The sequence below is a fragment of the Streptomyces sp. NPDC006463 genome (genome assembly GCF_042870715.1).
GTDB lineage: Bacteria > Actinomycetota > Actinomycetes > Streptomycetales > Streptomycetaceae > Streptomyces.
The window spans coordinates 37724-59741 of sequence record NZ_JBIAHP010000011.1 but is presented as its reverse complement, the minus strand read 5'-3'; the positions used below and the strand labels follow the sequence as shown (position 1 = coordinate 59741).

The window sequence follows — 22018 nt, the reverse complement described above, 5'->3', positions numbered from 1 at the left end:
CCCCCCCGATGGCACCGGCCTGCCTGTCTCTCCGAGCCGCGGAGGAGGAGAGTGGGGGTGCGGGCACCTGCGCATCGGCAGTCTGCCGGCACGAGGCGAGGATCAAGGGTGCTGCGGTGGACGACCGGGACCGGGACACACAAGGGCGGCGCATGCTGGGCAGCCTGCTCGCGGCGAGCCACCTGATGCCGTTGGAGCTCCTGCCGGCAAAGACGGCCGAACACGCGGCCGGGGTCGGTTTCACCCAGGTACTGATCTACGTGGTCGATCTTCAGGGTGACGTGCTGCGTCTGCTGACCGGGGAGGGCCTGGACGCTGGGCGGGGGGCGGTGGGGGAGGAGACGGAGCTGAAAATCGAGGGCACCGTGGCAGGGCGCGCCTTCCAGTACGGGCAGGTCGTGGCCGGCGCCGAGACGGGTGGGGCGGGGAGCCACTGGTGGGTGCCGCTGCTGGACGGTACCGAACGCCTGGGCGTCCTGCGGATCACCACCGTCCACGACGATCAGCGGGCCCTGGAAGACATGGAGCTGCTGTCCGCCCTGCTCGCCCTGATCATCGACAGCAAGCGGGGCAGCAGTGACTCCTATGCCCGGCTGACGCGTGTCAAGCCGCTCGACGTCGCGGCGGAGATGCAGTGGCACCCGATGCCGCCGTCCACGTACGCGGACGGTCGCGTGATGATCTCCGCGGCGATGGAGCCCGCCTACAAGATCAGCGGGGACGCGTACGACTACGCGATCGCCGGACACGTGGTGCACCTGTCGCTGTTCGACGCGATGGGGCACGACACGGCCGCCGGACTGACCGCCAACCTGGCGATGGGCGCCTGAGAACAGTACGGTCAGACCCGCTATGCCACCGGCGTCCTCGCCGACCTCGATACCCGCACCGGGGTCCTGACGTGGGTCAATCGGGGCCATCACCCCCCGGTGATCATCCGCGGCGGCCGCTGGAGCACCCTGCTGGACTGCCCGCCCGCCCACCCCATGGGCACCGCTCTCGGCCTGCCCGCACTTCTGTGCCGGGACCAGTTGGAACCCGGCGACCGTCTGGTGTTCTACACGGACGGCATCACCGAAGCCCGCCGGGCCGGCAACGAGGAATTCGGCCTGGCCCGCTTCACAGACTTCCTCATCCGCCACCATGCTGCCGGCCTGTCGGTCCCCGAAACCCTGCGCCGCCTCATCCACGCCGTGCTCGAACACCACGACGGCCACCTCCAGGACGACGCCACCGTGCTGTTCTGCGAATGGCTCGGTCCCGTCCCGCAGCCGACCGGGCGGGCCGCAGCCCTGGCCGGACTTCCGCTGACCGATCCTGGCGCAGGCCGAGCCACACGGCAGGGAACCGCCGGCCATCACTGACCCACCGGTGACCGTAATGGGAAGCGGAGAAGTGTTTCGCGACGGCGCCTGTGGCGCATGGGACGCCAGTGCCGGGGCAGGCGACGCATCGGGGGCCGCTGGCCGCCCGTGACTGCGACGTGTGTGAAGGAGCGAGATCGTGCTGATGACTCACCCCGCGGTGCTGGCGCGTCTGGTGGAGGAGTACGAGAGGGAGTCGGAGCTCCGGGCCGTAGGACCCCACGGGCCTGTACGGCAGGAGATGGAGGACGTGGTCTACACGCTGTGCGTGTCGACCGGGACGCGCGACATAGACGCAGCGCTGGCCGCGGCGCGGGAGCGGCTGCACACGGCATGGCTCGGTGACGCGTACGACCCGGAGGTGGCGGCACAGGACGGTCGGACCTTGAGCGGTACGGCGGGATAGTCCGCCCGTGCCGTACTGGCCCCGGTCGGGCCAGTACGGCACTGCCATGCCGGCGGGGCGGTCAGACGACAGTGGCCAAAACGGCGTCGATCAGTTGCCGCTGGTCCTCGGTGAGGTACGGATCCTGTAATTCGACCAGCTTGCCGTCGACGCGGACTGCGTAGCGAAAGCCGTCGGGAACGGGTTCCTGCCCCGCGGGGCCCTCAGCACTGAGAGCGAGCTCGGCCAGCCGTTCCAGCTCGGCTCCGTCGGCGCGGCACTCCGTTTCGAGGGACGCCGTCTTCTCCCTGCCTGCGAACCCGCCGGTGCGTGTGACGGTGATCAGCATGGTGCGGGACCTCCTTGAAGAGAACACCGCCTGGTCGTGCGGTCGTTCGGCCGGAGCCGAGCGCCCGGAGGCGGTGCATGGTTGTGGTCAGCCTTCGCCTGCCCGCAAAAGCCGCACACGCTCTGCCCCGCATACATCGAGCGCAGAATGTCCGAAAGAGGCCCTGTCGCACCCGCGCCCACGGTCACCCGCCCGCTGGCGCGCCTGCCATGCAGCTCCGCCCCGCCTGAGGTGGACTTGGAGGAGGGATTGGCGCGGCTCGTCCCGCGGCAGAGACGCGGAGGCTGATGTGGCGCGTGATCGGATCGGACTGGCCGCGGTGCTGGCGGCTGCGGAGGATGCGGCGCCGGTGGACTCCCTCGACGTCGTCGCGCGCAATCTCCGTGACCGGTTCGGTTGCCGATACGTCATCCGGAGTCCGCCGCGCCTGAGCCGACGCCTGGCCCGGGAGCACCACCGGGGGGCTTTTGCCGGGTTTCTCCTCCTCGGATTGGGCAGGTGCGACCTAGAGCCCGGCGGAAGGAGGACGTATGGATGCACCCGTACTTGATCGGACCCTGCCCCGCAGCGGGCAGCCCACGACATCGGCGCGCGACGCAACCCGAGCCTTCCTCCACCGTGCCGGGCGCATACGGCCGCCCGCCCAACCGGGAAACGACGACGCCGTGCTCCTGGTCGTCGGCGAGCTGGTGGCCAACGCCATGCGCCACACCCGTGGGCCCGCATCGCTCCACCTCGAACTGAACGGTGATCACATCGACATCTGCGTCACCGATACCAGCCCGGACCCGGCCAAGCCGCGCCCGCCCCACGTCGACGGAACCGGCGGGTGGGGATGGCAACTGATCAATCACCTCACCACCGACGTACACGTCGAACCCACCCCCGACGGCGGCAAGACCATCTGCGTCCGCGCCCCCTGGTAGGCCGGCGGCGTAGGCGGCCGTCGCTGCCGTGCGCACAGGCCGGCCGGCACCGTGCGTCATCCACCTCCACGGCGGACCCGGAGGAACAGGAACGGCGGCCCGTGTTCAATCCGCTCTGCCACGAACTCCTCGGCAGGGGCCTGGACGTGTTCGCCCGCGACGTTCGTGGCTCGTCCGGCTGGGGCCGCTCCTTAGTGGACCCCGACCTCGGCGCCGGCCGGTTCGCGGTGATCGACGACGTCGCCGACTGTGCGGCACACGTGGTCTCGCTGGGCTATGCCGACCCCCTGAGGATGGGGGTGATGGGCCGCTCGTACGGCGGCTACCTCACGATGGCCTCCCTGGTGTGGCATCCGGACCTCTTCCGCCGGGGTCGCGGTCTGCGGTATGTCGGACTTCGCCACCTTCTTCGCCGGAACCGAGCCGTGGATCGCGCAGTCCGCCGCCGCCAAGTACGGGCACCCCGAACACGACCGGGAACTGCGCCCCTGTGCTGGCCGTCCACGGGGAGCACGACACGAACGTGCCGCCGACGGAATCGGCGCAGTTCGTCCACGCGGCACGCGGCACGCGGCACGCGACCGCGGCGTGCCGGCACGGCAGTTGACGCTGCGGAACGAAGGCCACGAGTTCCGGCGGGCGGACAACCGTCGGCTCTACCCGCGCGCTGCCGCGGACTGGCTGGAGCGGCATCTCCGTCCGGCCCCGTGACGATGTCCGTTTTCGCCTGCGGTCTCGGGGCAGGCGCGTGTCATGGACCAGTCGAAGGCACCGGTACTCGATGCGTTGGCCGCCTACCACGAAAGCGGCCAGACCCCGTTCACGCCCCCGGGGCACAAGCAGGGGCGGGGGGCCGACCCCAGGGTGCGGGCCGTGCTCGGCGATGCGGTGTTTCGGTCCGATGTGCTCGCCACCAGCGGGCTGGACGACCGTACGTCGTCCCACGGCGTCCTCGAGGAAGCCCAGGCGCTGATGGCGGACGCAGTGGGGGCGGACCACGCGTTCTTCTCCACCTGCGGCAGTTCCCTGTCGGTGAAGTCGGCGATGCTGTCCGTCGCCGGACCACACGAGAAGCTGCTGGTCGGCCGGGACGCCCACAAATCCGTGGTGGCGGGCCTGATCCTCTCGGGCATTAAGCCCGTCTGGGTGGATCCGCAGTGGGATGCCGAGCGTCATCTCGCCCACCCGCCGACCGCCGAGGCTTTCGAGGCGGCTTTCGCCGAGCACCCCGACGCCCGCGGCGCTCTGGTGACCACGCCCACGCCCTACGGCACCTGCTCGGACCTGGCCGCCATCGCCGAGGTCTGCCACCGCCGGGGCCGGCCCATGATCGTCGACGAGGCATGGGGCGCCCACCTGCCCTTCCACCCGGACCTCCCGACCTGGGCCATGGACGCCGGTGCCGACGTGTGCGTCACCTCCGTGCACAAGATGGGCGCCGGCCTCGAACAGAGCTCCGTTTTCCACCTCCAGGGCGACCTGGTCAAACGGGAGGTGCTCAAAAGCCGTGAGGACCTCCTGGGGACCACCAGCCCCTCGTCCCTCGTCTACGCGGCGCTGGACGGCTGGCGCCGACAAATGGTCGAGCAGGGCGAGGCCCTCTACGACCACGCACTCACCCTCGCTCAGAAGACCCGCGAGCGGATTTCCCGTATCGACGGCATGCACGTGCACGGCCGCGACGACTTCTGCGGGCCGGGCCGGGCGGCGGACATGGACCCGCTCCAGATCATCATCGACATCAGCGCGTGGGAGGTCACCGGCTACCGCGCCGCCGACTGGCTGCGGGACAAGCACCGCATCAACCTCCACATCGCCGATCACCGCCGCATCAGCGCACAGCTCACCCACGCCGACGACAGCGACACGGCCGAGGTTCTGCTGACGGCCCTGACCGACTTGGCCGCGCATGCCGCGGAGCTTCGGACCGGGCAGCCCGTTGAGGTCCCGCCGCCGTCGCGGTTGAGGCTGGAGCAGGCGGCGCTGCCGCGTGACGCCTTCTTCGGTCGGACGGAGCAGGTGCCCTGGCAGGAGGCGGACGGCCGGATCGCGGCCGAAATGCTGACCCCCTACCCGCCGGGTATCCCGGCGGCCCTGCCCGGCGAGCGCCTCACCGAGGATGTTCTGCGTTACCTGCGAACAGGTGTTGAGGCCGGGATGGTCGTGCCGGACGCGGTCGACACGGAGGTCACGACCGTTCGCGTGCTCCGCGAAGAGTGACCGCGGTGCGGAACGGGTAGCGGGTCGGGCGGCAGGACGACGGCGGGGTGGGATTGCTGTCCCAGACACTCACCTCGACGCAGCCGTCCTGCACCTCGAGGGTCAGTCGGTACGGTCCGGGCGCGTACGTGCGGGCGTTGGTCACCAGCTCGCTGACCACCAGCATCACCACATCGGCCGCACGAGCGGACATCTGCAGGCCGTCAAGCAACTGCGCTTCGTCGAGGAAGGACCGGGCCAGACGCCGGGCACCGGTCGGGCCGCCCTGCCGTCTCGCCGCTCTGCTGTCGGGGCAGATGCCCGGAACGCCGCTGCGGCGGGTGAAAACACCTGGCCGCCGTTTGGGAGCGGGTGCTTCCCGGTCATGGCTCAAGCGTTCAGCAGCCCACTCCTTGGAGACACGCGATGACCACGAAGCACAGCCCTGAGGCGTCGGAGCCGGAAGGGAACGGCGTGCCGGGCAAGCCGGGACCGGTGTCCCCGGCCGTGGCCGAGCCGACGCAGCCCTCGGAGCCCCTCCATCCGAAAGCGGACCAGGAAGGGCCGGAGACCGTGAGTGCCACCGGGCAGGCCACCGGGGCGGAGCAGGCGCGCATGGCGCAGAGCGGTGCTTACCTCACCACCGCCCAAGGGGCACGGCTCTACGACACGGACCATTCGCTGAAGGCCGGACCGCGGGGGCCGGTCCTTCTCCAGGACCACCATCTGCGTGAGAAGATCACGCATTTCGACCACGAGCGAATCCCGGAACGAGTGGTGCATGCGCGCGGCGCCGCCGCTCACGGGGTCTTCCAGGGATACGGAACCGCAGGGGAAGTGACGCGTGCCGCCTTCCTGGCGAAGGACGTGGAGACACCCGTGTTCGTCAGGTTCTCCACCGTACTCGGCTCGCGAGGCTCGGCCGACACGGTGCGCGACACCCGCGGGTTCGCCACGAAGTTCTACACCGAGGAAGGCACCTTCGACCTGGTCGGTAACAACATCCCGGTGTTCTTCATCCAGGACGCCGTCAAGTTCCCCGACATCATTCACGCGGGCAAGCCGCATCCCGACCGGGAGATCCCGCAGGCGCAGAGCGCGCACGACACGTTCTGGGACTTCGTGTCCCTCCACACCGAGGCCACTCACCACACCCTGTGGAACATGTCCGACCGCGGGATCCCGAGGTCCTACCGGATGATGGAAGGCTTTGGCGTCCACACGTTCCGCCTGGGCAACGCGGTCGGCGAAAGCGTGCTGGTGAAGTTCCACTGGAAGCCGAAGCTGGGTGTGCATTCGCTGGTCTGGGAGGAAGCGCAGCTGATCAACGGTATGGATCCCGACTTCCACCGCCGGGACCTCTTCGACGCCATCGAATCCGGTGCGTATCCGCAGTGGGAGCTCGGCATCCAGGTCTTTCCCGACACCCCGGACCAGACCTTCGAAGGCATCGACCTCCTCGACCCGACGAAGATCGTCCCGGAGGAACTGGCGCCGGTCCAGGCCATCGGGCTCATGACTCTGAGCGCGAACGCCAAGAACTACTTCGCCGAGACCGAGCAAGTCGCCTTCCATCCCGGACACTTGGTTCCCGGCATCGACGTCACCGACGACCCGCTGCTCGCCGGCCGCCTCTTCTCGTACCTCGACACCCAGATCAGCCGCCTCGGCGGCCCCAACTTCGGGCAGATCCCGATCAACCGGCCGCACGCCCCCGTCAACGACATGCTCCGCGACGGCATGCACCAGACCGCCGTCCACACCGGGGTCGCCCCCTATCACCCCAACAGCCTCGACGGCGGCTGCCCCTTCTTCGCCGGAGCCGACAAGGGAGCCTTCATCGAAACGCCGGTGAAGATCCCGGCGGCGAGCAAGGTCCGTGAGGCGCCCGCCTCGTTCTCGGACCACTTCACCCAACCGCGGTTGTTCTGGCTCAGCATGACTCCGCCCGAGCGCGAGCACATCATCGCCGCGTACACCTTCGAACTGAACAAGTGCTACGAACAGGCCATCAAGGTGCGCGCCCTCCAGGTCCTGGCGAACATCGACCCGCAGCTTTGCGAACAGGTCGCCACCGGACTCGGTCTGCCGGCCCCCGCGGCCACCGAGCCGCTCGCCGAGCCCGACCCCAGCCCGGCCCTCTCCCAGATGGGCGGGACCTGGCCGACCGACGGCCGCGTCATCGGCATCATCGCCGACGCGGAGGCCGACCTGGACGGCGTACGGACCGCCCGGCAAGCCATCCTCGACGCAGGTATGGTGCCCCTCGTCATCGCCCCGACGGGCGGCACCCTCGACCCCGACGGCGATCCGATCACCATCCAGCGGACCTACGCCACCGCCCGCTCCACCGAATTCGACGCCGTCCTGCTCGCCGGCGTGCCCCAGGCCGGAGCGGACGCGTACGGCGCCCGCGACGCCAAGGCCGGCACCGCCCGGCCCCCGCAAGCCGTCGACCCGCGCGTGCTCCTGCTCGTCACCGAGGCGTACCGGCACGGCAAGGCCATCGGCGGCTGGAACGGCGCGGAGCAGCTCCTCCAGACCGCCGGAGTCACAGCCGACGACCCAGGTATCGCCCTGGAGGAGGACGGTACGGCCGTCGTAGAGACCGTTGCCGCAGCCCTGGCCGAGCACCGGGCCTGGGACAGGTTCCCGCCGGCTGCCTGAGGGGCAGAGGCGGGAAACGACGCACGCCTGGGTCATCCCCCGGCTGACCGGGCGGGCCAAGGCCGCCATGGTCGCCATCGAGTACGACGAGTTCGGCGCCGGCCGCGCCGAGCGCATCCACGCCCAGCTCTTCGCCGACCTCATGTCCGACCTCCGGCTGGACCCCACGTACGGCCGGTACCTGGACCGGGCGCCGGCCCCGCTGCTCGCGACCGTGAACCTCATGTCCCTATGCGGCCTGCGCCGGGCGCTGCGCGGCGCGCTCGTCGGTCACGTCGCGTGCGTCGAGGTCACCTCGTCGTAGCCACCCTGCGGGGCACACCGCTGCGTCCGTACGTCCACAAGGACCTCGGACTGGTCGTGGACCTCGGCGGCCGCGACGGCGTTTCCCGGCCGCTCGGCATCGACCTGCGCGGGATGCCCGCCCAGGCCGTGGCCCGCGGCTACCACTGGGCGGCGCTGCGCACCGGGGCCGCGAAGACCCGGGTGATGCCGAACTGGGTCCTGAACGCCGTGGCAGGCGACGACTTCGTCCGGACCGGCTTCCAGACCTACAAGCCGGGAACGCTGCGCGACTTCGAGTACACCGACCAGTACCTCACCCCGGAGGAGGTACGGGCCCGCCCCGCGGTCGACGGAGGCTGACCGTTCCGACGAACGAGAGCGCCATCAGCAGCAGCCGGACCACCAAGGGCCGGCGGCTCCCGCCGAACACCGGGCAAGGGCGCAGCCATCGTCACGGCCTGACCCCGCCCAGCACGACAACGCGTCCCCCTCCGCACCAGCCCTGCATGTCAGGGCTGGTGGAAACTCCAGCCGAGGCGAAGTATTGCTCGATGCCGAGCCGGCCGTCGGCGTCACCGTTGTAAGCCGCCGCCGCCGCCGTCGGCGACGGCGCGTGCGTCTGTGTTGAGCCGCTCCAGAGGCGTGGCCGCGGCGCAGGGCTTCGAAGACCAGGCCCGCGAAAAGGGCGGTGACCGTCCGGTCCAGCAGTTTCGTACTGATGGCAGGTCGTTGGTCAGGAAGTGGCCGGCACCGGGTCAAGCAGTGGTCGGCGCGTATGGTCGCAGGACGTGCCGGAGGTGATTGCGGGAATACGCATGCGGCGCAGGAGATCCCGTGCGGTCCGCCTCGTAGCAGTGCTGCGCCAGGCAGTCGTCGGGTGGCGGGAACGCAGGTGCGAAAGCGCCCGCGTACCCAGGCCGGCGCTGTGGAAGCGCTCGTCGATGCTGACCGCGGTGATGACACCCCGGCCGCAGTCAGGGCAGATCCTGTAGCGGACCTGGCCGACGACCTGGCGGATGTGGACGAGGAGCAGGCTTTCCTCGCCCGAGCCTGAGGGGTCCGGGATGTGCGCGGACAGGAAATCGACCGCCCGGTACGCCAGGATGCGGCGGCGAAGCCGGCCGCTGATCCGGCTTCGGCGCGAGTGTTTGGCGCTGGCTCGACCAGATGGAGACGTCTGGGCTGCGGGTGCTGGGCCGAACGGATTGCTCGCGGGACGCGCATGTTGCCCGTGCATGACTGCGCGTGTTCCCAGGCCGCGGAGCGATACGTGCTGGGGCGCATCCCAGCCGGTATAGGCGGCTCGATGGCCGCGGCCCGGGCCGAGGGCTGGGGCCTGCGGCGCATCGGGGACGCGGCCGGCCTGTCGCACGACAGTCCGCAGCCGGCTGGCCGGAGTGGACGGACGCCGGCGGCCGCGGTGAGACCTGACGAGGAGTTCCGGGCGGTTACCCGCAGCGTGGGCGGCGGGTGGTCGTCACTGTCCGCGGAGAGATCGACATCGACACCGGTCCTCTGCTCCAGGACGCACTGGACAAGGCATTGGCCGCGGGCGTAGCCGGGATTGACGTCGACTTCCGCCACGTGACCTTTTGCGACTGCGTCGGCCTGACAGTGCCACTGCGCGCCCGCGCCGACGCCCGTCAGCGCGGTATCGGATTCGGCGTGTGCGAGGTGCGTATCCCGTCGGTGAGGAACCTGTTCACCACAACCGGCACGCATACCCTCCTCGCTGACAGGCGGGCCGCCGCGTGAGAGAACGGCCCACCCCACCAGGGCAGCGGCACTGCCCACGCCCATCGCCGATCAGCTGCCTCCCGTCCAAGACCGCGGAAAGGTCAGGCATGTCCGACGCAACCGAATGAAGGTCTCACAGCCCGCCGGGGTCCTGCCGTTCCAGAGGACGCAGTGCCGGGCCCTGCACCACTTCGCCGTCAACGCCGAAGCGGGAGCCGTGGCACGGGCACTCCCATGTGCGTTCGGCATTGTTGAAGGCGACGATGCACCCCATGTGGGTGCAGACGGCGGACACAGCATGCAGTTCGCCTTGGTCGTCGCGGTGCACGGCGCAGGGTTTGCCATCCGCCCGGACCACGGTTCCTTCACCCGGCCGCAGGTCTCGGACGGGGCCCGTCGTGCCATCGCCGAACGTGTCGAGGCGGTCCTTGACGAAGTGTTTCGCGGTGTCCCACTGCGCCTTGAGGAACGCCGGTGCGGACTGCACGGCGGAGCCGAGGCGGCCAGGGTCGTAGAGGCCGGCCCACCGTTGGGGCGCGCCGCCGACGAGGGAGGCGATGAGCGCCCCGGCCATGACCCCGCCCGTCATCCCCCAGCCGCCGAAGCCGGTCGCGACGTACACGTTCTCACCGCCCGTGGGCAGCCTGCCCACGAGTGGCACGGTGTCCGTTGAGCTGTTGTCCTGAGCCGCCCATCGGTGGGAGATGCTCACCCCGGGGAAGTGCCGCTCGGTCCAGGCCTCCAGGCGGGCGTACCCCGCCTCGGTGTCTTCGCCGGTGCCGGGAGTGAACGCCTCGCCGGTGACGACGAGCAGGCGGTTACCGTCCGCGAGGGGAGAGGTACGGACGGAGCGTTTGCCGCCTTCCGTGGTGATGTACATCCCGTGGGGGTCCCGATCGGCGGGCAGCGAGCCCGCGACCACCAGGTCGCGGTGCTGGGTGAGCCGGGATGTGAGGACGGCGTGGTCGAAGACGGGGTGGTGGGTGGCCACGACAACGTGTCGGGCGGATACGGTCACCCCGGCCTCCGTCGTGAGTCGGCAAGGATCACCGTCGTCGAGGCGGGTGACACGGGTGCCCTCGTGGATTCGGCCCCCGCGCGCGACGATGTCGTCGACGAGCCCGCGCAGGTACTTCAGCGGATGGAACTGGGCCTGGTCCTCGACCTGCACGGCGCCGGCGACGGGGAAGGGCAGGCCGGTCTCGGTGACGAACGACGCGTCGAGACCCGCTGCCCGGGCCGCTTCGGCTTCCGCGCGCAACGGATCGGCGCCGTCCGACTGCTCGCAGTAAGTGAGAGCCGGGCGCCTCTCGAGTTCGCAGTCGATGCCGAACTCCCCGGCGATGTCGAACACGTGTTGCAGGGCCGCGCTCTGGGAGTCCGCGTAGTCGCGGGCCGCTTCGTCGCCGTGCTTGCTCCGGAGCGTGTCGTACACCGAGGTGTGCAGCGCCGTGAGCTTTCCCGTCGTGTGCCCCGTGACGCCGCTGGCCAGGCGGTCCGCTTCCAGCACGATGACGTTCAAACCGGCCCGAACCAGTTCCCACGCCGTGCTGAGGCCCGCGATGCCGCTGCCGATGACCGCGACATCCGCCTCGGCGGGCTCGGAAAGAGGGGCGAAGGACGGAAAAGCCGCCGTCCGCATCCAGTAAGACCGTCCGGCATCGGGAAGTCGGTTCATAGACTGCGGCTGCCCAAGAAACCGAACGTGATGCGCGGTGGCTCCGCTGGCCCCCGCGCATTGCGGTTCTCCGCCCGCCGGGCGGTACGCCCTGGCCGGGTAGGAGCCGACCGGACGGGCAGACGCCGGCATGACGGGCACGGCATTGTTGCCGACCGCCCCTGACGCGTCCGCCGTCGGGTTCGCGCGCGATCTCGGTCTGACCGTCCACCCGTACGCGACGGTCGACGAGGCCGCCGCCGCCCTGCCGGTGACGATGTTGTTGAACACGAAGGCCGGCTTCCGTCGAGCGGCCATGCGACTGCCCGCAGGACGGGTGTGCCGGCGACCCGAAGTCGAAGGTGTCGCACGGCAACTGCTCGCACAGTACGCGCAGGTGGTGGTCAAACCCGACCGCTCCGCAGGGGGCCACGGGATGCGCTTCCTCTCATGGAAGGACGTGCAAGGAGCGGACCTGGCGCTGGCACCGGTCGGCGGCCCGCCGGGAACGTGCGTCGTAGAGGAGTGCGTGGCCGTGGCCGAGTCGGTGAGTATCCAGATGGAGAACACGGCTTCAGGGACCCGTGCCCTGTTCAGCGGGGCGATGCGGACGGAACAGGGCTCCTTCACGGGGTACGCATCCCCCCTGCCGATCTCGTGTGCGCACGTGGCCGGCGAGCTGGAGGAGTGGGGGCTGAAACTGGGCCGCCACCTGGCCGCCCACGGCTACCTCGGTCCGTTCGGACTCGACGCACTCGTCGACACGGACGGAGTGCCGTACGCCAGCGAGAGCCACGTCCGCAGGACCGCCACCACCACGCCCCACGCCATGGTCACCCGGCTCACGGCCGCGTCCGGCGCGGCCCACCCGGCGTGGACGGTGTCCGAGGGACACACCCGGACGGCTTTCGGTCTGGCTGAAGCTCTCGACCGGCTGCGTGTCCATCGGCTCGCGTTCGACCCTGAGTCCGGGGAGGGGGGTGGTGCTCTACGCGGACGCCCCGCCGGACGGACGCTCATGGCGCTACGCGGTCATCGCGGCGCACGCGGACGGGGTGAGCGAGTGGGAAGGCGGGCTGGTAGAAGCCTTCGGGCTCGAGTGAACGGCCGCCGCGCCCCGGGTCGCCCGAATGCCGGCGAACGCCCGGGGACACGCCAACGGCTCCCGGTCAGGGGCTCGAAGGAGCACGTGGTACTGAGCCCGCCCCCGGCTCGTCGGCGAGGCGGGATGTGCACGCGCGGGACACACTGGTGCTCAAGGGTGCCGCTGGTGGGCCGCAGTACGCGGCATTGCTCCGCCAGGCCCGGCCCCGTCTCGCGAGGGGAGTAGGACGAGTAGAAGCGGCGACTCCCATGACCGGTACGGCGCTGATCGTGATCGACATGCTCAACACCTATGCCCACGAGGACGCCGAGGCCTTGGTCGCGTCCGTCCGCGAGGCCCTTCCCGGGATCACGACACTCCTCGAGCACGCGCGGGCGAGTGCGTCGCCGGTCGTGTACGTGAACGACAACTTCGGCGAATGGCGCTCCCACCACGGGGAGATCTTGCGAGCCGCCCTCGCCGGCCGACACGCCGAACTGGTGGAACCCGTGGCACCCGACGAAGAATCCCTCTTCGTGGTCAAGGCGCGGCACTCGATCTTCTTCGAAACCCCTCTGGCATACCTGCTGAACCAACTCGGAACCGAGCGCCTGGTCCTGTGCGGCCAGGTGACCGAGCAGTGCGTGCTGTACTCGGCTCTGGACGCCCACATCCGGCACTTCGACGTCGTCGTGGCGCAGGACGGGGTCGCCCACATCGACGCGGAGCTGGCCGCTGCGGCCTTGCGGATGATGCGCACCAACATGTCCGCCGCGATCTCCCCGGTGAATGACATCGCCTTCGACGCCCGATCGGCACCGTGAACCAGACGGTCGATGAGACCGACTGCGTCGCCGGGCGCACCTCCGCATGAAAGATCGGCACCTGGGAAGACGCCCGCTGAGCATCCCGGTCCTCGTGCGCGACAGGCGCGGGTGAGGCAGAGCAGGGTGAGGAACGGTAACGGTGGCCGCAATGGAGCGGAGACACGGTAGGACTCGTCGCGGCGAGGCGCTCGCCGCCAGTGAGGACCGGGCGACGCCGTGGCAGGACCTCGCAAGCGTCCTTGATCAAACGTTCGATCTCCTGGAGGCCGGTCCTCCGGCGGCGGTCAGCGGGCTGCAGGCCCGGAGTCGGCTCCCAGACCGCCGGCGTGCCGGCCGCGGCTGGGACCGGGGCTGCGGCGGGCACCGGTTATGAGCCTCCCATCGACCGCCACCGCACCCGGCGCCGTGCCCGGAAAGGCCGCTTTGGCCGAGCTGGCGGAGTGGGTGCGTATCGCGTCCGTCTCCTCCGACGCGGACCGGGCCGATGAGGTGCGCCGGTCCGCCCGCTGGCTGGTCGAGGCACTGCGCCGCACCGGCTTCCCGCGTGCCGAAGTCTGGGAAACGGCCGGCCTGCCGGCCGTCTACGCCTCCTGGCCGGCAGCCGATCCGGCTGCACCGGTCCTGCTGGTCTACAGCCACCACGACGTGCATGCCGTCGATCCTTCCGAATGGCAGGTCACCGAGCCGTTTTCGCCGCTCCTGCGGGACGGCCGACTCCACGGCCGCGGGGCGTCGGACGCCAAGGGCCAGATCATGAGCCACTTGTGGGCCCTGCGCACGCAGCTTGCGCAGTGCACCGCCCCGGCCGTGACGGTGAAGTACCTGATCGAGGGCGAGGAGGAAGTCGGCTCGGTCCACCTGGCCGACCTGCTGTCGGAGCACGACGATGACCTGAACGCCGACGTCGTGATGGTGTCCGACTCGATGTTCTGGTCCCTGGACGAGCCCACCGTGTGCGCCGCGGTGCGCGGGTCGGTCACCGCGTCCCTCACCATCCGCGGGGCCGAGCGCGACCTCCACAGCGGCGCCGTCTCCGGCGCCGCCGCGAACGCGGCGGTCGAACTGTGCCGCCTGGTGGACCTCCTCAGCGACGCGTCGGGCCGCGTCACCCTGCCCGACTTCTACGACGCGGTGGCCGCCCCAGCCCCCAACCTGCGCGCCGGCGTGGGCACCGTCCCCTTCGACCTGACGGACTGGCAGGCTGAGACGGGTACGTTCGGCGCCCCCGGCGAAGCGGGTTACACGGCTCCCGAGCGCCTGTGGGCCCGCCCTTCCGCCGAGGTCGCCCGCCTCACGGCCGGTCGCACCGATGCACCGGCACTCGGCCTCATTCCGGCGGAAGCCAGTGCCGACCTGCTGCTCCGGCTCGTACCCGATCAGCGGGCCGACCAGGTCGCCGACCAGTTGCGAGCCTGGCTGGCCCGGCATCGGCGGCCCGGTTTCACCTACGACCTGGAGATCTCCTCCACCATCTCGGACCCCTACCGGACGCCCCCCGGTGCCCCGGCGCTCATGGCTCTCACCCGGGCCGTCAGCCAGGCCTACGGGGCTCCGGCCCGGCACATCGGCAATGGAGGAGCTGCTCCCGGCGCGCAGCTCGCCGACGCCTGTGACGCGCCGGTGCTGTTCTTCGGGACGGGACTCCCGGGAGACCGCTGGCACGGCCCGGACGAACGGGTGGAGATCCAGGCGCTTCGACTCGGAGTCAGCGCGCTGGCCTGGTTCCTCGACGAACTGTCGACCGGCGATACGTCAACCCGCCAGAAGGCGTAACGGACCCGCGGCAGGGAGCATGCGCAGCACCGGACGGCGCCGACGGCGCGGGCCTTGTCGTCCGTTGCCACAGCGCGTGCAGGCTGCCGCTCTCCGACCGCGTATGGCCCACCCCCACCCTAGGCCGGGTGCTCGCATTGCAGGGCGGCGAGCGCTCAATAGGCTGCCGCGGCCACGAACCGGCGCCGCCGACCGATGGGGGTGCACATCTTGCTACGAGGCCACCTCGCGCGTCGGCGCCCTACCTGGCTCAGAGTCTGAAGGAGAAAATCGAAGTTCGGCTGTCGAGGAGGCCTTGTGGTAGCTCATTCGCACCCAACCGGTCAGATCAGCATCGCCGTCTCTGACGGCCGCGCTGTCCTGCGATTCAGCGGCGTACTCAGTGCGGCCACGGCGCTGCTGCTCGAAGAGAAGCTCTGCGACCCGATCCTGCAGGAAACCGGCGAGTGGGTCATGGACATGACGGATCTCTTCCGTATGGACCTCACATGTGCTTTCGCGCTCCGGCGAGCGATGACCCGTCGGCCGGCCACCGCCTCAGTTCGTATTCTCCACGCGAGGCGTGCCGTCGAGCGCACGTTGCGGCACGTCGGGGCGACCTCGTTGGGCACCGGCTTTCGCTCGGCGAGGGTGCACCGGGCCCCGGCAGAGAGTCCTGCACAAAGCAGTGCCATGTGACACACGGCCACGTGAAGACATGGGCTTGCCCGTCCATGAACGTGCGGGTCACCGTCCTGCCGGACATGGCGGGGAAGTCCAGCCGGATTTCGCCGCTCCGGCAGGACGCGTGTCCTCGAAGCGGGGTCGTGAGCCCGTAGCTCCCGTTGTCCCGGGCGTAGCGTTCGCCGCCGATCCGCAAGAACCCCAGGTCCAGCAGACGCGTCATGCAGGCCAGAACGCGGGAGCGGGTCAGGCCGCGTCCGCGGAGGTCGCCCGCCACGTGCTCGCGCAGTCGTGGCAAGGAGCGGGCCACGCGCTGGACGTGCTCGTGTTTGGCGGCGTCTTGCTGGTCACGGAAAGCAGGGTGGTAGAGGTACTGGCGCCGACCGGCGGCGTCCGTGCCCACCGCCTGGATGTGGCCGTTCGGCCAGGGACAGATCCACCAGGGACAGATCCAGACGTCCTGCCATGCCGGAGGGATCACGAGCGCGCGGACGCGGTCCCGGTCCGGGGCAAACAGACGTTGACCGTCCGCGTCCAGGTAACGGAATCCGCGACCGTGACGTATCCGGCGGCATCCTTGGCCGTGGGGGTCGCTGGTACGCAGGCGCACGGCAGCAGCCTTCAGTCCGTGTCCGGGTGGGCCTGCGTACGCAAGGTCCAGGCCTGCCCCGAACAGTCGTAGGGCAGGGGCGGGAACCGGTGCCCGCGGACGCCGGTGCTCTTGCTCCAGAGGTGCTCCCGGCCGCAGTCACACGCGTAGATACCGCTCTGGGGCGCTATTTCGCCCGGTTTCAATTGGTTCGTGTCATTCATGCTGGGCGTCTACCCCTGCGCGAGCCGTCGAGGCCCGGGCGACGGCCGTCGGCGGGCGGGCGATTCCGCCCGCCTGCGGGCCCCACCGGGAGCCGGCCGCCCTGAACGGTCCGGACCTGGACCGCCGCGGGAGAACCACCGGCGACGACGGTCCCGCCCGCGTCGAGGACGTACTGCGCCGGGCTCTCGCCGGGGCCCGGACCTTGCCGGGTCTCCCTGCGCCAGGCAGGTGAACCATGTGTGTGCCGTCCGCCGCCCCGCCCTGGCGGCGCAGGAGATGATCGCCCTTGACCGGCCCGGCGACATCGGTCGCCCGTCCGGTGGTTTCGGGCCGAGCCGCTCGGGCAGAAGCCGACTGCCGTTCGGGGGTGAGCCCACCGAACCGGCCGAAGGCGTACGAACGGGATCCACGGCGTGAAGGTGGCGGTCATGGACGCGGACGCGGGTGCTACCTCCGCCGCGGACAGCGGACAGGGGTACGACGCCACTCCCTACCTGCCCTCGCGCGGCGGGCTGGCGGCTCTGCGCCGGGCGGCGGCCGACTGCCACGGGTGCCCGCTCTTCCTCGATGCCACGCAGACGGTTTTCGGAAAGGGCCCGGCCAGGTCACGGCTGATGCTGGTCGGGGAGCAGCCCGGCGACCAGGAGGATGTGAAGGGGGAGCCCTTCGTCGGCCCGGCGGGGCAGCTGCTGCGCCGGGCGCTCGACGACGCCGGGCTGGGTGACGAGAAGGCGTACTTCACCAACGTGGTGAAGCACTTCAAGTTCACACCGGCCCCGCGCGGCAAGCGCCGGATCCACAAGGCTCCGAGCCTGCGGGAGATGACCGCGTGCAGGCCCTGGCTGGCGGAGGAACTGAGACTGGTCGCCCCCGAGGTGCTGGTGGTGCTGGGAGGAACGGCGGGCAAGGCGTTGCTCGGATCCTCGTTCCGGGTGGGCGAGCGGCGTGGTGTCCTGCTGCCGATGCCGGACCCCTTCGATGAGCAGTCCGGAGCCGCCCCCGGCCAGCTGCTGGCCACGGTCCACCCCTCCGCCGTCCTGCGGGCCGACGACCGGGAGGCGGCCTTCGCCGGACTGGTGGCCGACCTGTCCGTGGCCGCCACCGTGCTGCAGTGGGAGCGCGGACGTCGGACGCCTCCGTAGGGTTCGCAGGGTGGCGTGTCGTAGCCGGTGCCGGCCTTTGTCCTGCTGCCGCTTGCGAGGTGGCCCGCGAACCCCCGAGGGAACAGCCCATGACCGCGAAACAGCCGCCCCGGCTCCGCATGGGCTCGGCCTGAGGTGCCGGGCACGTGAAAGGCGCGCGCCGCCTGGTGGCCTAATCCCGCGCGCCGGGTGCCCGGTCCCTGCCCAGAGTGGGTCCCACGAGACGCGACGGTGCCTGGCCCCTCTCCTCCCGAGGGTGGGTGGCGTCGGGCGCCGAACCGAGGGAAGGCAAGGCACAGCATGAACAGCGCGGCACAGGTCGACCTGACGGGCAAGCAGGCTTTGGTCACCGGCGGGGCCCGGGGGCTGGGCGCCGCCATCGCGCGGCGGCTCGCCGCGGCCGGCGCCTCCGTCCTCGTCGGCGACGTACGCAAGGACCTCGCTCAGGAGCTCTGCGCGGACCTCGTCGTGGCGGGCGGCCGCGCCCGCTTCGTCGAGATGGACGTGTGTGACCCCGCCGCGGTCGCGGCCGTCCTCGGGGACGTCGAGGCGGACGGCGGTCGGGTGGACGTCCTGGTCAACAACGCGGCGGTCGACGTGTCCAAGTCCGTCGAGCACCTGACCGCGGAGGAGGTCAAGCACGTGGTGACCACCAACCTGCTCGGCCCGATGTACCTGTGCCTGCACACCTACCGGCGCATGGTGGCCGCGGGCGGGGGTCACATCGTCAACATCCTTTCCACCGCAGCGAACCGGACTTGGACGGAAGCGGGCCCCTACGCGGCGAGCAAGTCCGGGCTGCGGGCGTTCACCCACACCCTGTTCAAGGAGGCGCAGCGGGATTGCACCGGGATCGGTGTCACCGGGATCATCGCCGGCGGAATGGAGACCGCCTTCATCATGGACCGGTTCCCGGACGCCGACACCGCTCTGCTCCAGAGTCCGGAGATCGTCGCCGACACGGTCATGTACGCGTTGTCCGTGCCAGCCGGGAGCGTGGTCGGCGAACTGGTCGTGGTGCCCCGTCGGGAACCCTCCTGGCCCTGACGGGAGACTCGACCATGATCAGTCCTCTGGACTTTTCCCCCACCACGGCGGTGGTCACCGGCTCCGACTCCGGAATCGGCCGCGCCGTCGCCGTGCATCTGGCCACGGCCGGACTGGACCTCGGCATCACCTGGCACGAGGACGAGGAGGGAGCCGAGCGCACGGCCCAGGAGGTTCGGGCGCGCGGTCGGCGTGCCGTGCTCGCCCGGCTCGACCTCACCGACCTGCCCGCCGCCGCCGACGTCATCGACCGACTCGCCGACGGACTCGGGCGCATCGACGTGCTCGTGAACAACGCGGGCACCGGAACCGCCACGCCCTTCCTGGACCTCGACCTGACCACCGTCCGCCAGGTCCTCGACGTCGACCTCGTGGGCCCTTTGTTGTGCGGTCAACGGGCGGCCCGGCACATGATCCGACAGGGCACGGGCGGCCGGATCGTCAACGTCACCTCGGTCCACGAACACCAGCCGCGCGTCGGCGCGGGCCCGTACTGCGCCGCCAAGGGTGGATTGGGCCTCCTCACGCAGGTGATGGCGCTCGAACTCGCCGAATACGGAATCACGGTGAATTCGGTGGCTCCGGGGGAGATCGCCACGCCCATGACCGGCCAGGAGGACGAGGACGTGCGTACGGAACCCCGGCCGGGCATTCCCGCCGGCCGACCGGGCGACGCCCACGAGGTCGCCGCCGTCATCGCCTTCCTGGCCGGACCCTCGACCTCCTACGTCACCGGTGCCTCCTGGGTGGTCGACGGGGGCATGCTGCGGATGGGACCCATGGCCGGGTCGCACATGGACCACGACCGGTGGCGTCGGCCCTGAGTGCCGATCCACCCGCCGGACCCGCCCGCCGGTTGCCGGGCACGCCATCCCGATCCGCGCCCCTGGCGGCCCAACCTGCGGTCCCTACCGGCCCGGTCGAGGCGGGTGCCTGGCGGCCGGCTGTTAGTTTCGCCCGGTAGCAGCGGACCGACGGCGGAAGGACCACCCGGTGGGCGGCGCGGGAAGCACGTACCAGGGCCTCGGACAGCGCGCTCACATCGGTTCGTTCGCCTCCGGCGGAGGTCGCGGGATCACCACGGCGGCCGTGGACCCCGTCACGGGGGCGCTCACCTTACTGAGCGTCGTCGACGGTCTCGGGGACACCTCGTGCCTGGCCCTGTCCGTCGACCGGCAGGTGCTCTACGCCGCTGGGGGGACCGATCACGGGGTGGCGGCCGCGTACCGGATCACCGCAGACGGTCTCGCTCCGCTCGGACGGCCCGTCCCTGTCGACGGCCTCGGTCCCGCGCACTTGAGCGTCGTCGGGGACCGGCTGTTGATCGCCAATTACACGTCCGGCAACGTGAGCGGCCTCCGGATCGCGGGCGACGGCAGGCCGCAGGGCCCCGCCGTCGTCCTGGGCCACCGCAGCCGCGGGCCCGACCCCGAGCGGCAGGCCGGCCCGCACGCCCACCACGTGACGCCGGATCCGAGCGGCCGCTGGGTGCTCAGCGTGGACCTCGGCACCGACTCGGTACGCGTGTGCGCGCCCGATCCGGCCGGCGGGCCCCTCCGCGTACGCGCCGAGACGCCGCTGCGTGCCGGGAGCGGTCCCCGGAACGTGTCCGGCTCGGGCAGGAACAGCCTCGTGCCGCGCAAGAGACATGCTCGACGAGACGGATGTCCCCGGCGGCTACGACGAGTTCTCGCGGTTGAGGCACGGTGCGGCCTGTTCGGCAGGCTCCGAGCGGCGCGCGTGTCGAGGGCGCCAGCCAGCTACGTACTTCAGTGACTCCTTGAAAGCCTCGTCGGGCCCGGTAGCCGGTCGCGAGCAGCGGGTCTCGGCATCCTCGCACCCAACCGCGACGGCCAGGGCTGGCATTTGCGCGGCCCGAACGCCCTGCGCACGACTCGACCAGTAGCTCGGCGGCAAACTGGGGGGGCGAGCGGGTCGATCACCTTCGGTGTCCGGGACGAGGACGAGGCCCAGTGGCTCGTCAGCTGTCAGGCCGCCCTGCAGGTGTTCGACCGGAAGGTCACCCAGCTGCGTCTGGAGCCGTACCTCCGGCAGTGCGTGGCGCTCCTCACGTAGCCCGTGTGAGATGGGAATCGGCCGCTCGCCTGTTCGGGCGGCCGGCTTGGCGTGGTGGTCATCGGGGGCAGGGTGGCCGGGAGACCTCCTCGCTGCCGCCCAAGTCAACGGACCCTGTCCAGCATCATGTGCTGCTCCGCAGACAATCACGCCACTTCTCAAGGAGGGTGATGCCCACCACGCGTCGTCCGATGGCGAGGCCGCACGCCAGTGCTGTCGCATCGGCCCGGTCCCTGGGCATCCTGGGCTGGGAACGCCCCTCGATATTCCGCCGAGCGGGGCTGATGTGCAGTGCACGCTCGGGGGAGTACTCCGAACCCCAGTCGCGCCTCACCGCTCCAGCGCGCGCAGGCCGTTGACGAGGAGTCGCAGGCCGAATTCGAAGTGGGCGTTGAAGTCGCCGCCGGCGACGACGGGTACTGCCGCAGTCAGGTGGGGGAACGCGGACTCCGTGACTGCCTGGCGCAGGCGTTCGGGGTCGGCCGGTGCCTCGCCGCCGAGGGCGGCCTGCTCCTCCAGGGTGTGGCCGAGCGTGAAGTTCACGACGGCCAGCATCGCCTGCGCCGCGTCACTCGCGCTGAAGCCCGCCTCGCGCAGTGCGCCGATCAGGGCCTCGGCGAATCCGAGCGTGTTCTCGCCCGTCGAGTGGGTGCCGGCGAAGACGCGGGCACCGTCGCGGTGGCGCAGCAGTGCGGCACGCAGAGAGCGGGCCAGTCCGGCCAGTTCTTCGTCCCAGCCATGCTCCGTTCCCCCGGGTGGCGCCGTGTCGCGGTCCGCCAACATGCGTTCGGCCATCGCGGTCAGCAGGTCCTGCTTGGTGGCGAAGTACCGGTACAGCGCCCCCGCCTGCACCCCCATGGCCTCGGCCAGCCGCCGCATGGTCAGCGCGTCCAGCCCGGCCTCGTTCAGCAGGTCGAGTGCGGTGGCGACGGTGCGCGCCGGGTCCAGCTTCGCAGGGCGCCCCCGGACCGTCGTACGGGTGGGCGGCTCGGCGGGGCTTGACGGGGAACTCATGACCCTCAC

16 protein-coding genes and 7 pseudogenes are annotated in these 22018 nt (G+C 70.7%); 17 read left to right on the top strand and 6 right to left on the bottom strand.

Annotation, left to right across the window (positions count from 1 at the left end; genetic code table 11):
• Positions 1 to 152: 152 nt before the first annotated feature.
• Both ACFYOB_RS21005 and ACFYOB_RS21000 read left to right on the top strand, forming a co-directional pair.
• Positions 153 to 1364: pseudogene (locus ACFYOB_RS21005) on the top strand (PP2C family protein-serine/threonine phosphatase).
• A gap of 145 nt (positions 1365 to 1509) precedes the next feature.
• Positions 1510 to 1770, top strand: coding sequence for a DUF5133 domain-containing protein (locus tag ACFYOB_RS21000; RefSeq protein WP_388561952.1), 261 nt, complete (start codon positions 1510 to 1512; stop codon positions 1768 to 1770).
• A 61-nt stretch (positions 1771 to 1831) separates the two neighbouring features.
• Here ACFYOB_RS21000 and ACFYOB_RS20995 read toward each other — a convergent pair whose 3' ends face one another.
• On the bottom strand, positions 1832 to 2098 hold the full coding sequence (locus tag ACFYOB_RS20995; RefSeq protein WP_388561528.1) for a protealysin inhibitor emfourin: 267 nt from the start codon (positions 2096 to 2098) through the stop codon (positions 1832 to 1834).
• 289 nt (positions 2099 to 2387) lie between these two features.
• Here ACFYOB_RS20995 and ACFYOB_RS20990 point away from each other — a divergent pair.
• From ACFYOB_RS20990 to ACFYOB_RS20975, 4 genes and pseudogenes are all read left to right on the top strand, one after another.
• Positions 2388 to 2507 (top strand): annotated as a pseudogene (locus ACFYOB_RS20990) (serine/threonine-protein phosphatase); the annotation flags it as partial.
• A 121-nt stretch (positions 2508 to 2628) separates the two neighbouring features.
• Positions 2629 to 3024 (top strand): ATP-binding protein, encoded by a 396-nt coding sequence (locus ACFYOB_RS20985; RefSeq protein ID WP_388561526.1) that lies wholly within the window; start codon positions 2629 to 2631, stop codon positions 3022 to 3024.
• 37 nt (positions 3025 to 3061) lie between these two features.
• A pseudogene (locus ACFYOB_RS20980) lies at positions 3062 to 3735 on the top strand (alpha/beta hydrolase family protein); the annotation flags it as partial.
• Between the two features lie 42 nt (positions 3736 to 3777).
• Positions 3778 to 5244 carry an aminotransferase class I/II-fold pyridoxal phosphate-dependent enzyme gene (locus ACFYOB_RS20975; protein ID WP_388561524.1) on the top strand — a complete coding sequence of 489 codons (1467 nt, stop codon included), beginning with the start codon at positions 3778 to 3780 and terminating at the stop codon, positions 5242 to 5244.
• Here the strand turns inward: ACFYOB_RS20975 and ACFYOB_RS20970 are convergent.
• Positions 5213 to 5437 (bottom strand): ATP-binding protein, encoded by a 225-nt coding sequence (locus tag ACFYOB_RS20970; protein WP_388561522.1) that lies wholly within the window; start codon positions 5435 to 5437, stop codon positions 5213 to 5215. The two genes, ACFYOB_RS20975 and ACFYOB_RS20970, sit on opposite strands and share 32 nt — an antisense overlap.
• A 212-nt stretch (positions 5438 to 5649) precedes the next feature.
• Here ACFYOB_RS20970 and ACFYOB_RS20965 point away from each other — a divergent pair, with 212 nt between their 5' ends.
• From ACFYOB_RS20965 to ACFYOB_RS20950, 4 genes and pseudogenes are all read left to right on the top strand, one after another.
• A complete protein-coding gene (locus ACFYOB_RS20965; RefSeq protein ID WP_388561520.1) occupies positions 5650 to 7890 on the top strand; it encodes a catalase in 2241 nt (746 codons plus the stop codon).
• Positions 7891 to 7912: 22 nt separating this feature from the next.
• Positions 7913 to 8191 (top strand): annotated as a pseudogene (locus tag ACFYOB_RS20960) (iron-containing redox enzyme family protein); the annotation flags it as partial.
• Positions 8134 to 8535: pseudogene (locus ACFYOB_RS20955) on the top strand (NAD(P)/FAD-dependent oxidoreductase); the annotation flags it as partial. The pseudogenes ACFYOB_RS20960 and ACFYOB_RS20955, both read left to right, overlap by 58 nt.
• A 1107-nt stretch (positions 8536 to 9642) precedes the next feature.
• Positions 9643 to 9930, top strand: a pseudogene (locus ACFYOB_RS20950) (STAS domain-containing protein); the annotation flags it as partial.
• A gap of 115 nt (positions 9931 to 10045) precedes the next feature.
• Here ACFYOB_RS20950 and ACFYOB_RS20945 read toward each other — a convergent pair.
• Complete coding sequence (locus tag ACFYOB_RS20945; protein WP_388561950.1) at positions 10046 to 11590, bottom strand: FAD-dependent oxidoreductase; 1545 nt, start codon at positions 11588 to 11590, stop codon at positions 10046 to 10048.
• Between the two features lie 1332 nt (positions 11591 to 12922).
• Between ACFYOB_RS20945 and ACFYOB_RS20940 the strand changes: the two genes are divergently transcribed.
• The 3 genes from ACFYOB_RS20940 (at position 12923) to ACFYOB_RS20930 (ending at position 15931) form a co-directional block, all read left to right on the top strand.
• The gene (locus tag ACFYOB_RS20940; RefSeq protein ID WP_388561518.1) at positions 12923 to 13477 is read left to right on the top strand and encodes an isochorismatase family cysteine hydrolase; all 555 of its coding nucleotides are present in this window, start codon (positions 12923 to 12925) and stop codon (positions 13475 to 13477) included.
• A gap of 372 nt (positions 13478 to 13849) precedes the next feature.
• Complete coding sequence (locus tag ACFYOB_RS20935; protein ID WP_388561516.1) at positions 13850 to 15253, top strand: M20/M25/M40 family metallo-hydrolase; 1404 nt, start codon at positions 13850 to 13852, stop codon at positions 15251 to 15253.
• Between the two features lie 297 nt (positions 15254 to 15550).
• Positions 15551 to 15931, top strand: a complete 381-nt coding sequence (locus ACFYOB_RS20930) for an STAS domain-containing protein (protein ID WP_388561514.1) — start codon at positions 15551 to 15553, stop codon at positions 15929 to 15931.
• Between the two features lie 19 nt (positions 15932 to 15950).
• On the opposite strand, the pseudogene ACFYOB_RS20925 reads toward ACFYOB_RS20930, so the two are convergent.
• A pseudogene (locus tag ACFYOB_RS20925) lies at positions 15951 to 16526 on the bottom strand (DNA topoisomerase IB); the annotation flags it as partial.
• A gap of 11 nt (positions 16527 to 16537) precedes the next feature.
• Positions 16538 to 16729, bottom strand: coding sequence for a hypothetical protein (locus tag ACFYOB_RS20920; RefSeq protein WP_388561512.1), 192 nt, complete (start codon positions 16727 to 16729; stop codon positions 16538 to 16540).
• 429 nt (positions 16730 to 17158) lie between these two features.
• Between ACFYOB_RS20920 and ACFYOB_RS20915 the strand changes: the two genes are divergently transcribed.
• The 4 genes from ACFYOB_RS20915 to ACFYOB_RS20900 all read left to right on the top strand — a co-directional run bounded on the left by ACFYOB_RS20915 (position 17159) and on the right by ACFYOB_RS20900 (position 20695).
• A complete protein-coding gene (locus ACFYOB_RS20915) occupies positions 17159 to 17872 on the top strand; it encodes a UdgX family uracil-DNA binding protein (RefSeq protein ID WP_388561510.1) in 714 nt (237 codons plus the stop codon).
• Positions 17873 to 18172: 300 nt separating this feature from the next.
• Positions 18173 to 18919: an SDR family oxidoreductase gene (locus ACFYOB_RS20910; protein WP_388561508.1), complete on the top strand. Its 747-nt coding sequence runs from the start codon at positions 18173 to 18175 to the stop codon at positions 18917 to 18919.
• 14 nt (positions 18920 to 18933) lie between these two features.
• Positions 18934 to 19743 carry an SDR family oxidoreductase gene (locus ACFYOB_RS20905; protein ID WP_388561506.1) on the top strand — a complete coding sequence of 270 codons (810 nt, stop codon included), beginning with the start codon at positions 18934 to 18936 and terminating at the stop codon, positions 19741 to 19743.
• A 169-nt stretch (positions 19744 to 19912) separates the two neighbouring features.
• Entirely contained in the window at positions 19913 to 20695 is a 783-nt protein-coding gene (locus ACFYOB_RS20900; RefSeq protein ID WP_388561504.1) for a lactonase family protein, read from the top strand.
• 630 nt (positions 20696 to 21325) lie between these two features.
• On the opposite strand, the gene ACFYOB_RS20895 is transcribed toward ACFYOB_RS20900, so the two are convergent.
• A complete protein-coding gene (locus ACFYOB_RS20895) occupies positions 21326 to 22009 on the bottom strand; it encodes a TetR/AcrR family transcriptional regulator C-terminal domain-containing protein (RefSeq protein WP_388561502.1) in 684 nt (227 codons plus the stop codon).
• Between the last annotated feature and the right edge of the window lie 9 nt (positions 22010 to 22018).